The organism is Variovorax sp. EL159, from assembly GCF_900100965.1.
Taxonomy (GTDB): Bacteria; Pseudomonadota; Gammaproteobacteria; order Burkholderiales; family Burkholderiaceae_C; genus Variovorax.
Genome location: NZ_FMUJ01000010.1, coordinates 1 through 13,760 on the forward strand (window position 1 = coordinate 1; position 13,760 = coordinate 13,760).

Annotated in this window: 15 protein-coding genes; 12 read left to right on the forward strand and 3 right to left on the reverse strand. The window is 68.8% G+C overall.

All coding sequences use genetic code 11. The features are described from left to right. The 7 genes from BLQ28_RS30025 to BLQ28_RS30055 form a co-directional block, all read left to right on the forward strand. Positions 1–268: carbohydrate porin (locus BLQ28_RS30025; protein WP_143012605.1), on the forward strand; the 268-nt coding region annotated here is incomplete at its 5' end. Positions 269–390: 122 nt separating this feature from the next. Then, entirely contained in the window at positions 391–1,242 is an 852-nt protein-coding gene (locus BLQ28_RS30030; RefSeq protein WP_093246996.1) for a MurR/RpiR family transcriptional regulator, read from the forward strand. Positions 1,243–1,496: 254 nt separating this feature from the next. Then, entirely contained in the window at positions 1,497–2,663 is a 1,167-nt protein-coding gene (locus tag BLQ28_RS30035) for an MlaE family ABC transporter permease (RefSeq protein WP_093246997.1), read from the forward strand. Between the two features lie 13 nt (positions 2,664–2,676). Continuing rightward, complete coding sequence (locus BLQ28_RS30040; RefSeq protein WP_093246998.1) at positions 2,677–3,519, forward strand: ABC transporter ATP-binding protein; 843 nt, start codon at positions 2,677–2,679, stop codon at positions 3,517–3,519. Between the two features lie 14 nt (positions 3,520–3,533). Continuing rightward, positions 3,534–4,493 (forward strand): MlaD family protein, encoded by a 960-nt coding sequence (locus BLQ28_RS30045; protein WP_093246999.1) that lies wholly within the window; start codon positions 3,534–3,536, stop codon positions 4,491–4,493. An 18-nt stretch (positions 4,494–4,511) separates the two neighbouring features. Next, entirely contained in the window at positions 4,512–5,234 is a 723-nt protein-coding gene (locus BLQ28_RS30050; RefSeq protein ID WP_093247000.1) for an ABC-type transport auxiliary lipoprotein family protein, read from the forward strand. A gap of 24 nt (positions 5,235–5,258) precedes the next feature. Then, positions 5,259–5,480, forward strand: a complete 222-nt coding sequence (locus BLQ28_RS30055) for a hypothetical protein (protein WP_093247001.1) — start codon at positions 5,259–5,261, stop codon at positions 5,478–5,480. A 10-nt stretch (positions 5,481–5,490) separates the two neighbouring features. Here BLQ28_RS30055 and BLQ28_RS30060 read toward each other — a convergent pair whose 3' ends face one another. The 3 genes from BLQ28_RS30060 to BLQ28_RS30070 form a co-directional block, all read right to left on the reverse strand. Next, positions 5,491–6,507, reverse strand: a complete 1,017-nt coding sequence (locus BLQ28_RS30060) for a hypothetical protein (RefSeq protein ID WP_143012606.1) — start codon at positions 6,505–6,507, stop codon at positions 5,491–5,493. 103 nt (positions 6,508–6,610) lie between these two features. Further along, positions 6,611–7,357 (reverse strand): SIR2 family NAD-dependent protein deacylase, encoded by a 747-nt coding sequence (locus BLQ28_RS30065; protein ID WP_093247003.1) that lies wholly within the window; start codon positions 7,355–7,357, stop codon positions 6,611–6,613. Beyond that, on the reverse strand, positions 7,354–8,217 hold the full coding sequence (locus tag BLQ28_RS30070; RefSeq protein ID WP_093247004.1) for an IclR family transcriptional regulator: 864 nt from the start codon (positions 8,215–8,217) through the stop codon (positions 7,354–7,356). The genes BLQ28_RS30065 and BLQ28_RS30070 overlap by 4 nt, the downstream gene beginning before the upstream one ends. 171 nt (positions 8,218–8,388) lie before the next feature. Between BLQ28_RS30070 and BLQ28_RS30075 the strand changes: the two genes are divergently transcribed. The 5 genes from BLQ28_RS30075 (at position 8,389) to BLQ28_RS30095 (ending at position 13,759) form a co-directional block, all read left to right on the forward strand. Further along, positions 8,389–9,348 carry an MBL fold metallo-hydrolase gene (locus BLQ28_RS30075; protein ID WP_093247005.1) on the forward strand — a complete coding sequence of 320 codons (960 nt, stop codon included), beginning with the start codon at positions 8,389–8,391 and terminating at the stop codon, positions 9,346–9,348. Positions 9,349–9,574: 226 nt separating this feature from the next. Continuing rightward, positions 9,575–11,212, forward strand: a complete 1,638-nt coding sequence (locus tag BLQ28_RS30080) for an FAD-dependent oxidoreductase (RefSeq protein ID WP_093247006.1) — start codon at positions 9,575–9,577, stop codon at positions 11,210–11,212. A gap of 5 nt (positions 11,213–11,217) precedes the next feature. Beyond that, complete coding sequence (locus BLQ28_RS30085) at positions 11,218–11,418, forward strand: DUF2783 domain-containing protein (RefSeq protein ID WP_093247007.1); 201 nt, start codon at positions 11,218–11,220, stop codon at positions 11,416–11,418. A gap of 53 nt (positions 11,419–11,471) precedes the next feature. Beyond that, positions 11,472–12,782: a homogentisate 1,2-dioxygenase gene (gene hmgA, locus BLQ28_RS30090; protein ID WP_093247008.1), complete on the forward strand. Its 1,311-nt coding sequence runs from the start codon at positions 11,472–11,474 to the stop codon at positions 12,780–12,782. Next, positions 12,779–13,759 carry a Bug family tripartite tricarboxylate transporter substrate binding protein gene (locus BLQ28_RS30095; protein ID WP_093247009.1) on the forward strand — a complete coding sequence of 327 codons (981 nt, stop codon included), beginning with the start codon at positions 12,779–12,781 and terminating at the stop codon, positions 13,757–13,759. Before hmgA ends, BLQ28_RS30095 begins: the two co-directional genes overlap by 4 nt. Position 13,760: the final 1 nt, after the last annotated feature.

A 13,760-nucleotide genomic window follows, 5' to 3' on the forward strand; every position in this document is an offset into this window, starting at 1 on the left:
CATTGCGAAGTACACCAAGCTGCTGGCGGAGCTGGGCACGACGCGCCGCAGCGTCAGCGACCAGCCGCGCCAGACGCTGAACAAGGGGACGGTGGCGGTGGCCTTCTCGCCGAACACGGACTTCTGGACGCGGCCCGAGTTCCGCATCTACGCCACGCGTGCGAGCTGGAACAAGGCGGCGGCCGATGCCAATGCCGGCACCTTCGGTGCGAACGGCCGGCGCGCCGCAACCATCTACGGCATCCAGATGGAAGCCTGGTGGGAATAAACAGAACAGGCAGCACGAAGAAGCAGCCCGAAGAAGCGGCGCCGGGCGCGGCGCCGCGCGGAAAGGCACAGGCCCTAAGATTGCCCGGACCTGGCCGTCGCCTTTCCCCGTGCCCCACGCCCATGAACGCCACCTCATCGCAGCCTTCCCTCTCCGCAGAACAGCGACTGCTCAACGATATTTCGGCGCAGTACCCGAACCTCAGCCGTCAGCTGAAGCTGATCGGCAAGTACGTGGAAACGCACCGCGAGCACCTCGCGATCGAAGGCATCCAGGAAGTGGCCGCAGCCTGCGGCGTGCAGCCTTCGGCGGTGGTGCGCTTCGCCAAGCACTTCGGCTTCACCGGCTTCACGGAAATGCAGAAGTTGTTCCGGGAGGCGATCTCGCTGCAGATCGCGCCGGGGCGCAACTACCAGGCGCGCATCCGCGATGCGATCAAGGTCAATGATCCGCTGGCCAGCACCGACATCGCGCGCCAGTTCCTGGGCGGCAGCATCGCCGGCATGCAGGAACTGTTGGGCACGCTGGACCGCAGCGACTTCGATCAGGCGGTCGAGCTGCTGGCCGGGGCCGATTCGATCTGGCTGGTCGGCATGCGCCGCTCGTTCTCGATCGCGTCCTATCTTGACTACGCGCTGCAGCACACCGACAAGCGGGTGGCGCTGATCGGCGCGCTCGGCGGCATGCAGGAGGGGCAGCTGCGCTCCCTGCGCAAGGGCGACGTGCTGCTGGCGATCTCGTTCGCGCCCTACGCGCCGGAAACCCTGGCCATCGCCGAGGCGGCCAGCCAGCGCGGCGCGCGGATCATCGCCCTGACCGACAGCCGCCTGAGCCCGCTCGCCGAGCAGGCCGAGGCCGTGCTGTGCGTGCAGGAGAACATCTCGTTCGGATTCCGCTCGCTGACCAGCGCCATCGGCCTGGCGCAGAGCCTGTTCATCGCGCTGGCCTACCGGCTCGAACTCGACGGCCAATAAAAAGCGCGCGGACAGGCGCGCGAGGCACATGGGGCATGCCGCGCGCCGGTCCGGAAGCGCGATCCTGAAGGGATGCTGAAAAGGCGCAAACAATGTGTCGTCGGCGTTTCTTGCCCAGTCAGCGCGGTTCTTCGCAAGAAACGGCGTCGCGCCCTACGCCAACGAGGGGTCTGGAGCACATCGGGCATGGATGCACCCGGTTACGATGCGCGCTTCCCCGTCTCCTTTCTGTTTACTTTCCTGTTCATACGCCCATGTCGAATGCACCGTCGCCTGCCGACGTTTCAGCCGCCGGCAGCGTGATGCCGCTGGTGCGGCAACATGAACAGGACGGCCGCGCGTGGACCGTGGCCAGCGGCCGCTGGACCACGCTGGGCCTGTCGTCCAAGCCGGCCTGGCGGGCGCTGGCCCAAAGCCTGGAGGCCGCGCCGCCCGCCGACGACCGCGCCTGGGACCTGCGCCCCATCGTGCAGCTCGACCACATCGGCGCGCAACTGCTGTGGGACCACTGGCGCCACGAATGGCCGGCCACGCTGGAGATGTCGCCGCAGCAGAAGGCGGTGCTCGACCAGGTGGCGCAGTTCACCGCCGCCACGCCCGAAGAAGCGCCCCGGACGCTGGCCGACCGCGTGCGGGACTTCTCGCACAACGGCCCGCGCGCGATGTACGTGATGCGCGACTTCACCGGCCTGATCGGCCAGTTGGCGCTCGACGTGGGCGCGCTGATCCGGGCCCCGCACCGCGGCCCGTGGCGCGATTTTTCGGGGCACCTCTACCAGTTCGGCGCCACGGCGCTGCACATCACGGCGCTGGTCGGCCTCTTGATCGGCGTGGTGCTGGCCTACCTGATCTCGCAGCAGTTGCGCCAGTACGGCGCCGAGACCTTCGTGGTCAACATCCTCGGGCTGTCGCTGGTGCGCGAGCTGGGGCCGGTGCTGGCGGCGGTGCTGATCGCTGGCCGCTCGGGCTCGGCGATCACCGCGCAGATCGGCGTGATGCGCGTGACGGAAGAACTCGACGCGATGCGCGTCATGGGCATTCCGCACGGCTTTCGTCTGGTGATGCCGCGCGTGCTGGCGCTGGCGATCGCGATGCCGCTGATCAGCCTCTGGACCTCGATGGCGGCGCTCGCGGGCGGCATGCTGGCTGCCGATGCGGCGCTCGACATTTCGCCGGCGTACTTTCTTTCGGCGCTGCCGCGCGCGGTGCCGATCTCGAACCTCTGGCTGGCCATGGCCAAGTCGGCGGTGTTCGGCATCCTCATCGCGCTGATCGGCTGCTACTTCGGCATGAAGGTCAAGCCCAACACCGAGAGCCTGGGGCGCGGCACCACGTCGTCGGTCGTGACGTCGATCACCGCGGTGATCCTGGTCGACGCGCTCTTTGCGGTGCTCTTCAAGGGCATCGGGTTCCGGGGGTGATGGAGATGCGCCCATGAGCATGCCCATCCGCCCCGACACGCCCACCGCCGTGGTCGACATCCGCGGCCTGTGGACGGTGTTCCGCAACGCCGAGGGCGAGCAGGTGGTGCACCGCGACCTGAACCTGCACATCGACCGTGGCGAGGTGCTGTCGCTGGTCGGTGGCTCGGGCACCGGCAAGACGGTGCTGCTGCGCCAGATCCTCGGGCTGGAAAAGCCGACGCGCGGCGTGGTCGAGGTGCTGGGCCAGCCGCCCGGCGAACTCAGCGCCACCGGCGCGGCCAACGTGGGCATGCTGTTCCAGCACGGTGCGCTGTTCTCGGCTTTCAGCGTGCTGGAGAACATCGCCTTTCCGCTGCGCGAGCTGAAGCTCTTGCCCGACGGGCTCATCCGCCACGCGGCGCTGGTGAAGCTGCAGATGGTGGGCCTGGAGCCCCGGCACGCCAACATGAGCCCGTCGGATCTGTCGGGCGGCATGATCAAGCGCGTGGCGCTGGCGCGCGCGCTCATCATGGACCCGCCGCTGCTGCTGCTCGACGAGCCCACGGCCGGCCTCGACCCCGAGGCTTCCGACAGCTTCTGCAACCTGCTGCGCGGCCTGCACCGCGAGCTGGGCCTGACGGTGGTGATGGTCACGCACGACCTGGACACGCTGTTCGACCTGAGCACCCGCATCGCGGTGCTGGCCGACCAGAAGGTGATCGTCAGCGGCGCGGCGCGCGATGTCATCGCCTACCCGCACCCCTTCATTCATGAATACTTTCTCGGCGGGCGCGGGCAGCGCGCCCTGGAGGCCCTGCATGACCAACCCGCCGAAGCCACACCGCCGCCCGCCACCAGCGCGGGCGCTCGCTGAAAGGTAGCCCCATCATGGAAAACAAGGCCCATGCCCTCGCCGCCGGCGCCTTCGTGCTCGGCCTCATTGCCGCGCTCGTCGCCCTGGTGATCTGGTTCACGCGCGACAACACCGTGCGCAACATCTACGAACTGTCCACGCGTGAGGCCGTCAGCGGCCTGCAGCCGCAGGCCACGGTGCGCTACCGGGGCATCGCGGTCGGCAAAGTGGCCTCGATCGACTTCGACCCCAAGGTCAAGGGCAACGTGCGGGTGCGCATCACCGTCGACGAGCGCGTGCCGCTCACCACGTCGAGCTTTGCCACGCTGAGCTACCAGGGCGTGACCGGCCTGGCCTTCATCGCGCTGGACGACAAGGGCGAATCGACCGTGTCACTGAAGCCCGACAACGACGACCCGCCGCGCATTCCGCTCAAGCCCTCGATGCTGGCGCAGCTGCAGGACCGTGGCGAAGCCATCATCAACCAGGTCGAGGAAGTGACCAAGCGCGCCAACCAGCTGCTGAGCGACCCCAACCAGAAGCGCGCGGCCGATGCGCTGGAGAACATCGCCGCCGCCTCGGCCAGCGCCAACACGCTGCTCAAGACGCTCGACAGCACCGTCAAGACGGGCCTGAACCCAGCCCTGACCAAGCTGCCGGACACGCTGGCCTCGGTGAAGAAGGCGGCCGGCGACGTCTCGCGCGTGGCCAACAACTTCAACACCACCGTGGGCCGCCTGAACGCACCCGACGGCCCGATGGAACGGCTGGGCGACGGCACCAAGGCGCTGGCGCAGGCGGTCGACTCGTTCAACTCGGCGACGCTGCCGCGCGTGAACCGGGTGGCCGACGACACCTCGCACGCCGTGCGCCGGCTGGGCCGCGCGGCGGACAGCATCAACGACAACCCGCAATCGCTGCTGTTCGGCAACGGCGGCTCGGCCGCGGGCCCCGGCGAACCCGGTTTTTCCGCGCCGGCAGCCACGCGGCCCTGAGGGAAGGCAAGCACCACCATGAACGCCATTCGATCCACACTGAACACACGCGCGCGCCGTGCACGCCGCGTGGGCGCCGCGGCGCTCTTCTTCGGCATCGCGCTGCTGGCCGCCGGCTGCGGCGCGCTGCCCGACAAGCCCGCGCGCGCGGCGCTGTACGACTTCGGCCCCGGCGCCACGGCCCCGGCCGCCGCAGCCCCCGCTGCCGCAACGCTGCCTACGCTGGCACTGGCCGAGTTCGAGAGCAACACGCGCATCGACGGCACGCAGATCCTGTACCGCCTGGGCTATGCCGACGCCAACGAGCTGCGCCCCTACGGCCAGTCGCGCTGGAGCCAGCCGCCCGCGCAACTGCTGCGCCAGCGGCTACGCGACACGCTGGCGCAGCAGCGCACTGTGCTCGGCCCGGAGGAGAGCGCGACCATTGCGCGCGCCAAGGGCGAAGTGCCCGACACGCTGCGCATCTCGCTCGACGAGTTCAGCCACTACTTCGATTCGACCACCAGCAGCGTGGGCCTGGTGCGCCTGCGCGCCACGCTGATCCGCGGCACGACCGGCGGCGACCGGGTGATGGGCCAGCGCATGTTCACCGTGCGCCGCCCGGCGCCCACGGCCGACGCACCCGGCGGCGTGAAGGCGCTGATCGCGGCCAGCGACGGCGCGGTGGCCGAGGTGGTGCAATGGGTGGACGCGCTGCAGAAGCAGCAGCCGCAGCAACAACCGCTGCAGCCGCGCCAGTAAACCCCTGAACGGAGGGCCGTCCCCATGAACGTCACGCGCATCGTCGGCATCCTGCTCATCGTGGCGGGCATCGCCGCCCTGGCCATGGGCAGCTTCAGCTTCACCAAGGAAACCCATCAGGCCAAGCTGGGCCCGCTGGAGTTCTCGGTGAAGGAAAAGCAGACCGTCAACTTCCCGGCCTGGGCCGGCGTCGCCGTGATCGTGGTGGGCGGCGCGCTGGTGCTGTTGGGCGGCAAGAAGGGCTGAGCCTTCCGGCTCAATCGCCGGAGGGTGCGGGCGCCTCGCCCAGCTTCTGCCGCACCGCCTGCAGCATCCGATCGCCCAGCAGCAGCTGGCCGTGCATCGAGATGTGGGTGTCGTTGGGGAAGTAGAAGTCCTTCATCTTGACCTTTTCTTCCTGCGTGAAGCTGAAGAGATCCGGCCCCAGGTCGGTCTGCTTGAAGGCCGCCATGAAGGTCTGCGAGTGCGTCGGCTCCAGGTAGGTGGTCCACTTGTTGGGCACCAGCATCCACAGGATCGGCACCTTGGCCTGCGACCGGGTGAAGGCCTGCAGCTGCGCCACGTTCTCCGGCTTGATTTCGCCCAGGTCGCGGTCGGCGGCCAGGAACAGTGCCAGGTCGCAGCGCCGGTGGCTGAAGCGCTCGCAGCCGTCCTGCACGGGGCGGGCCACGGTCTGCTGGTCGCATTCGTCGTTCACCTTGCCGGCGATGGCGGCGCGGGTGCATTGGGCCGTGAGCCAGCCGGAGATGAGCTGCCCGTCCCAGTTCAGGGCAAAGCCGGGCACGTGCTCGGGCGGAGGCGAACGCGGCGCGGCCTGGGATTCGAGCGGCTTCTTCATCTTGCCGCACCCTTCCGAGTTGGACAGCCGCAGCGACACGATGCGCTCCACGCTTTCGACGATCACCAGCTTGCCGCGAAAGCCCGCCTTGGCGAGCCAGTCGTCGAAGTCGCCGCACAGGCGTTCGTCGATCGTGTCCCAGAAAACGGTGGTCACGCCGTAGCCGGCCTTCACGAGCCGCGACTGCCAGCGGTGCGTGGCCGAGAAGCTGTCGCCGATGACGACGATGTCGGCCTTGTCGATGGGCACGCCTTCCAGCAGCTCGGGCTCGACGTGCGGCGGCTCGATGCGCCAGCCGAAGTCGTAGTCGGAGATGCGGCCGATGCGGGCCAGGTCACCGTAGGGAATGGGGGTGACCAGTGTCTGGATCAGCAGTCCGGTGAAGACGGCAAAGGCCGTCAGGAATATCGACAACCAGAGTTTTGCGGGCGTCATCTTTGGAAATAGGTATGCGGAAGCGCGAACTCGCGACGCCTCGTGGGGCGCACGAGTTTAGACCGTCGCCCGGGCGAAAGTGCCCGACGGCGGTGCGGGGGTTTCAGGCCATGCCCGCCAGCAGGCGCGGCAGCAGGTCTTCGGACGCGCCGCGCAGCACCGCCGAGGCGGCATCGTCCAGGTGCGGCAGCGGCTCCAGGTTGAGCGTGACCAGCTTCGCGCCGTGGGCCAGCGCGGTCTGCGGCAGCTCGGCGGCCGGGTAGACGATGGTTGTGCTGCCGACCACCAGGAACAGGTCGCACTCTTGCGCCGCCACCTGGGCGTCGAGCAGCACGCCGGCGTTGAGCATCTCGCCGAACATCACGACGTCGGGCCGTGCGTGCGAGCCGCAGCGCAGGCACCGGTGGAAGGGCCACGGGCCGCTGCGGTTGCCGCAGTGGTCGCAGCGCCAGCGGCGCAGCGAGCCATGCAGCTCGAGCACGTCCTGCCCGCCGGCCAGCGTAAGGAGGCCGTCGACGTTTTGCGTGACCAGCCGCGTGGCGGGCCGCAGCCTTTGCAGCTGCGCCAGCGCGGCATGGCCCGGATTGGGCTGGGCCGACTCGACCACCGACAGGCGCTGCGCCCAGAACTTGGTGAAGCCGGACGGATCGCGCTGCAGGTCTTCGGCATGGGAGAACTGCAGGGCGTTCTGGCTCTTCCAGAGGCCGTCGGCATCGCGGTAGGTCGGAATGCCCGAGGCGCGCGACAGGCCGGCGCCCGAAAAAACCACGATGCGCCGGGCATCGCGCAGCAGCGCCGTGGCCGCATCGAGAGAAGCAGAAAGAGATGTATCGGGACTGACTGGCGTCATCGTTCGGTTCTGGAAAGGCTGGTGGCGGCCGGGGCCACGGTGGCGCCCAGCCGCTGGGAGACGGTGTCCGCGCAGGCCTTGAGGGCGCGCGATATCTCGCCGTCCCACGCGGTGTCGAAGATGCCAGCCGGGCCGATGGCGGTCACGGCCAGCACGATGGCGCCGGTGTGGTCGAACACCGGTGCGGCCATGGCGCTCACGCCCTCGATCACCTCGCCGTCGGAGCGGCTGATGCCGTGGTCGCGCACTTCCTTGAGCTGCTGCTCGAAGTCGCTCCACGAGGGCAGCGGCTGCAGCGGCGGCATGCCGGCGGGCGGGGCCGGTTCGGCGCCCTTGCGCTGCTTCTGGCGCTGGCGCTCTTCCTCGAGCAGCGCCCGCACCACGGCGGCATCGAGGTAGGTGGCGAAAACCCGGCCCGAGGCGGTGTGGGTGAGCGAGAACACCGTGCCGTGCCGCATGTTCACGTGCACCGGCGAGGGCGACTCGGCCGTGCGCACGATGGTCGCGCCGCGCGCGCCCCACACGGCCAGCGCCACGGTGTGGCCGATCTGCTGGGCCAGCTGGCCGATCAGCGGCGTGGCGATGTGCACCGGGTCGGCCTGCTGCAGGCTGATCAGGCCCAGTTGCAAGGCCAGCGGTCCGAGCAGATAGTGGCCGCTGGCACGGTCCTGCTCGATCAGGCCCAGGCGCCCGAAGCTCACCATGTACGGGTGCGCCTTGGCAGGCGTCATGTCGGCCTCGCGCGCGAGGTCTTTCAGCGCCATCGGCCGGCCGTGGTGCACCAGCGCACGCAGCAGCTGGCCACCGACCTCGATGCTCTGGATGCCGCGCTGGGCGCGGTCGGTGTCAGTCGCTGCCATGGCCCGCCTTGCCGTCTGATTGTTCGTTCATGAAGAAGGGATTAGACATGAACTGATCCGGCGCTTACACTGCGGAAATTCGTCATCCGCAAATTCATTCGCTCTAAACGAATTTTTGACCCACGAATTCCAGACCCCGCCAGAAACACACCCACGAACCGGAGACACACGATGAGCCAAGCCAAGAAGTTCGCCAGCCAGGCCGACATGGAAGAAAAGAAGATCACCTTCAGCCAGATCTCGGAGCACGCCTGGGCCTACACCGCCGAGGGCGACCCCAACACCGGCATCGTCATCGGCGACGACTGCGTGCTGGTGGCCGACACCCAGGCCACGCCCGCCATGGCCGCCGACGTGGTGCGCCGCATCCGCGAAGTGACCGACAAGCCCATCAAGTACGTGGTGCTCACGCATTACCACGCGGTGCGCGTGCTGGGCGCGGCGGGCTACGGCGCCGAACACGTGCTGGCCAGCCAGGACACGCGCGACCTGATCGTCGAGCGCGGCGAGGAAGACAAGGCCAGCGAAATCGGCCGCTTCCCGCGCCTGTTCCAGAACGTCGAGACCGTGCCGCCGGGCCTGACCTGGCCCACCATGACCTTCACCGGCAAGATGACGCTGTGGCTGGGCAAGCTCGAAGTGCAGCTGATCCAGCTGGGCCGCGGCCACACCAAGGGCGACACGGTCGTCTGGCTGCCGCAGGAGCGCACACTGCTGTCGGGTGACCTGGTCGAGTTCGGCGCGACGCCCTACGCCGGCGACGCCTACTTCAAGGACTGGCCGCAGACGCTGGACAACATCGCGGCACTGAAGCCCGTGGCACTGGTGCCGGGCCGCGGCGCCGCGCTCACCACGCCCGAAGCCGTGGCCGAGGGCCTGACCGGCACGCGCAACTTCATCTCCGACGTGTACGCCAGCGTGCAGGAAGGCGTGAAGGCCGGCCGCGACCTGAACGCGGTCTACAAGGACACCTACGCCAAGCTCAAGCCCAAGTACAGCCAGTGGGTGATCTTCGACCACTGCATGCCGTTCGACGTGAGCCGCGCGTACGACGAAGCCTCGGGCCATGCCGATCCGCGCGTGTGGACGGCGCAGCGCGACATCGACATGTGGAAGGCGCTGGAAGGCTGATTGCCTTGCCCCCTCCCCCGCTGGGGGAGGGCTGGGGTGGGGGCAGGCAGAGCGCCGGTTTCGAGCGCCGTCGAGCCCCCCCCCCCCCCCCCCCCCCCCCCCGGGGGGGGGGGGGGGGGGGGGGGGGCCAGGCAGAGCGCCGGTTTCGAGCGCCGTCGAGCCCCCATCCCAACCTTCCCCCAGAGGGGGAAGGAGCAATACAAGACCAAGGACACGGAGACAACACGTGATCGACTATCAAAGTCTGCGCTTCGACTACAAACGCCACGCCGACCAGGACGCGGCCACCCCTGCCCATCACCCCGTGGTGATCGTCGGCGCCGGCCCTGTCGGCCTCACGCTCGCCATCGACCTGGCGCTGCGCCAGATTCCCGTGGTGCTGCTCGACAACGACAACACCCTGTCCAGCGGCTCGCGCGCGATCTGCTTCGCCAAGCGCACGCTCGAAGTGTTCGACCGCCTGGGCTGCGGCGACCGCATGGTCGACAAGGGCGTGTCGTGGAACGTGGGCAAGGTGTTCTTCCATGACGAGCAGGTCTACCGCTTCGACCTGCTGCCCGAGCCCGGCCACGAGCGCCCGGCCTTCATCAACCTGCAGCAGTACTACGTCGAGGGCTACCTCGTCGAGCGCGTGGCCGAGCTGCCGCTGATCGACCTGCGCTGGAACAGCAAGGTCACGGGCATCGAACAGCGCGACGACGGCGCGGTGCTGACGGTGGAAACGCCTGAAGGCAACTATCAGCTGCAGGCCGGCTACGTCGCCGCCTGCGACGGCTCGCGCTCCAACCTGCGCCAGCTGCTGGGCCAGGAGGCCAAGGGCCGCGTGTTCCGCGACCGCTTCCTGATCGCCGACATCACGATGGACGCGCAGCTGCCCACCGAGCGCCGCTTCTGGTTCGATCCGTCGTTCCACCCCGGCCAGAGCGTGCTGCTGCACAAGCAGGCCGACGGCATGTGGCGCGTCGACTTCCAGCTCGGCTGGGACGCCGACCCGGTGGAAGAGCGCAAGCCCGAGAACATCACGCCGCGCGTGCGCGCCCTGCTCGACAGCATCGGCTTCGAGGGCGTGCAGTTCCAGATCGGCTGGGCCAGCGTCTACACCTTCGCCTGCCAGCGCATGGCGCACTTTCGCCACGGCCGCGTGCTCTTTGCGGGCGACTCGGCGCACGGCGTGTCGCCCTTCGGCGCGCGCGGCGCCAACTCGGGCGTGCAGGACGCCGACAACCTCGCGTGGAAGCTCGCGGCCGTGGTGCGGGGCGACGCGCCCGACGCGCTGCTCGACAGCTACGCCAGCGAGCGCGAATTCGCGGCCGACGAGAACATCCGCAACTCGACGCGCGCCACCGACTTCATCACACCCAAGAGCGAGGTGAGCCGGCTCTTTCGCGACGCGGTGCTGGAGCTGACCCGGCGCCACGCCTTCGCGCGCACGCTGGTCAACAGCGGGCGGCTTTCCGTCGCCACGGTGCTGCGCGATTCGCCGCTCAACACGCCCGACGCCGAAGCCTTCGCCGGCGCGATGGTGCCCGGCGCCGCCGCAGCCGACGCCCCCGTGCTGCGCGCCGACGGCAGCACCGGCTGGCTGCTGCGCGAATGCGATGCGGCGCGGTTCACCGCCCTCGTGTTCGGCACCGGCGAGGCGGCCGCGCGCAGCCTGCAGGCACTGAAGGCCAGCGACGTGGCGCTGCACATCGTGCAGGTGCAGGCCAGCACGCCCGCCGGCGAGCTCGCGGCGCAGCGCTACGACGCGCAACCCGGTACCGTCTACCTCCTGCGGCCCGACCAGCACGTGTGCGCGCGCTGGCGCCAGCCGACGGCAGACCACATCCGCGCGGCGATCCGCCGTGCACTGGCAAAGGCCTGAACGCCATGCAACAACAGCAATCACTGATCACCACGCCGAACCTCGACGCGCCCGACGATTTCTACGAAGCGCTGATCGAGGCCCACCAGGGGCTTTCCACCGAAGAGAGCCACGCCTTCAACGCGCGCCTCGTGCTCGTGCTGGCCAACCACGTCGGCGCGCTCGCCGTGCTGCGTGAGGCTTTCGACGCCGCGCGCAGCGCCTGAACGCAACGCGCCGCATCATTTCCATCTCATCGCGATTTTCGAAAGAGAACACCATGACCCAACCCTCCCCCGCCACCGAGCGGCGCTACCAGAGCGGCTTCGGCAACGAATACGCTTCCGAGGCCGTGGCCGGCGCGCTGCCCCAGGGCCGCAACAACCCGCAGCGCGGGCCGTTCGACCTGTACACCGAGCTGATCTCGGGCACCGCCTTCACCGCGCCGCGCCATGAAAACCGCCGCACCTGGCTGTACCGCCGCCAGCCTTCGGTGGTGTCGGGCCGCTACCAGCCTTATGCACAACCGCACTGGACCACCGGCGCCGACCGCGAGATTGCTCTGCCGCCCGAGCCCCTGCGCTGGCATCCGCAGCCGCTGGACGGCGCGGCCGAAGCCGACTTCATCGACGGCATGCACACCATCGCGGCGAATGGCGACGCCGAGTCGCAGGTCGGCATCGGCTCGCTGATGTACCTGGCCGGCCGCTCGATGGAGCGCCGCGCCTTCGTCAACGCCGACGGCGAGATGCTGGTCGTGCCGCAGCAGGGCCGCCTCGTCATCACAACCGAGCTGGGCGTGCTCGACGTCAAGCCCGGCGAGATCGCGCTGCTGCCGCGCGGCATGGCCTTCAAGGTCGCGCTACCCGACGGCCTGTCGCGCGGCTATGTCTGCGAGAACTACGGCGCGCATTTCCGCCTGCACGAGCTGGGCCCCATCGGATCGAACGGCCTGGCCAACGCACGCGATTTCCAGGCGCCCGTGGCGGCGTTCGAGACGGAAGAAGGCGCCTACGAACTGGTCAAGAAATTCGCCGGCCGCTTCTGGAAGGCACCGGCCAAGCAGTCGCCCTTCAACGTGGTCGCGTGGCACGGCAACCTCGCGCCGGTCAAGTACGACACGGCGCACTTCATGGTGATCGGCTCGATCAGCTTCGACCACCCCGATCCGTCGATCTTCACCGTGCTGACTTCGCCCAGCGACACGCCCGGCACGGCCAACTGCGACTTCGTGATCTTCCCGCCGCGCTGGATGGTGATGGAAAACACCTTCCGTCCGCCATGGTTCCACCGCAACCTCATGAGCGAATTCATGGGCCTGGTGCTGGGCGAGTACGACGCCAAGCCGGGCGGCTTCAAGCCCGGTGGCGCGAGCCTGCACAACTGCATGGTGCCGCACGGTCCCGACGAGGAAGCCTTCGACAAGGCCACGCATGCCGACCTGAAGCCGCACAAGCTGGACAACACGCTGGCCTTCATGTTCGAGAGCCGCTACCGCTTCATTCCCACCAACTTCGCCCTGAAGAGCCCCGTGCTCGATACCGACTACGCCGATTGCTGGGCCGGCCTGAAAGACCAATTCAAAGCATGAACAAGACAACCGCTTTCGTCATCACGCGTCGCGCCGCGGCCGTCGCCCTGCTCGCAGTGCCCTTCTTCGCGCAGGCTGCCGGCTACCCGACGAAGCCGATCCGCTTCGTCGTGCCCTACACGCCCGGCGGCACCACCGACCTGGTGGCGCGCACCGTGGGCCAGAAAGTGTCGGAGAAGCTGGGCCAGCCGGTGCTGATCGACAACCGCGGCGGCGCGGGCGGCAACATCGGCATGGACGCCGTGGCCAAGGCCGCGCCCGATGGCTACACCATCGGCTTCGGTGCCATCTCGACCAATGCGCTGAACCCGCACATCTACAAGTCGATGGCCTTCGATCCGCGCAAGGACTTCACCGCCATCAGCCTGCTGGGCACCTCGACCATCGTGCTCGAAGTGCCGGCGGCCTCGCCGGTGAAATCGGTGGCCGACCTGATCGCGGCCGCGAAGAAGAACCCCGGCATGCCCTACGCCACCGCGGGTGCCGGCACCTCGATGAACCTGGCCGGCGTGATGTTCGCGCAGATGACCGGCACCGACCTCGTGCACGTCGCCTACAAGGGCAGCGGCCCGGCCATCACCGACATGCTGGGCAACAACATCGGCGCGATGTTCGACAACCTGCCGGCGTCGCTGCCGCACATCCAGTCCGGCAAGCTGCGCGCGCTGGCCGTGGCCGGGCCCACGCGCTCGCCGTCGCTGCCCGACGTGCCGACGATGGCCGAAGCCGGGCTCAAGGGCTACGCGCTGGAGCCGTGGTTCGGCGTGTACGGGCCGGCGAAGCTGCCGGCTCCGATCGTGAAGGCGCTGAACGAAGCCTTCGTGGAAGCGCTTGCGATGCCCGACGTGAAGGCCAAGCTGGCGCAGGCCGGCTTCTCGCCACGCGGCTCGACCGCGCAGGAGTTGACCACGCTGACCGACACGGAATACAAGCGCCTGGGCGAAGTCGCCAAGAAGGCCGGCATGAGCGCCGATTGAA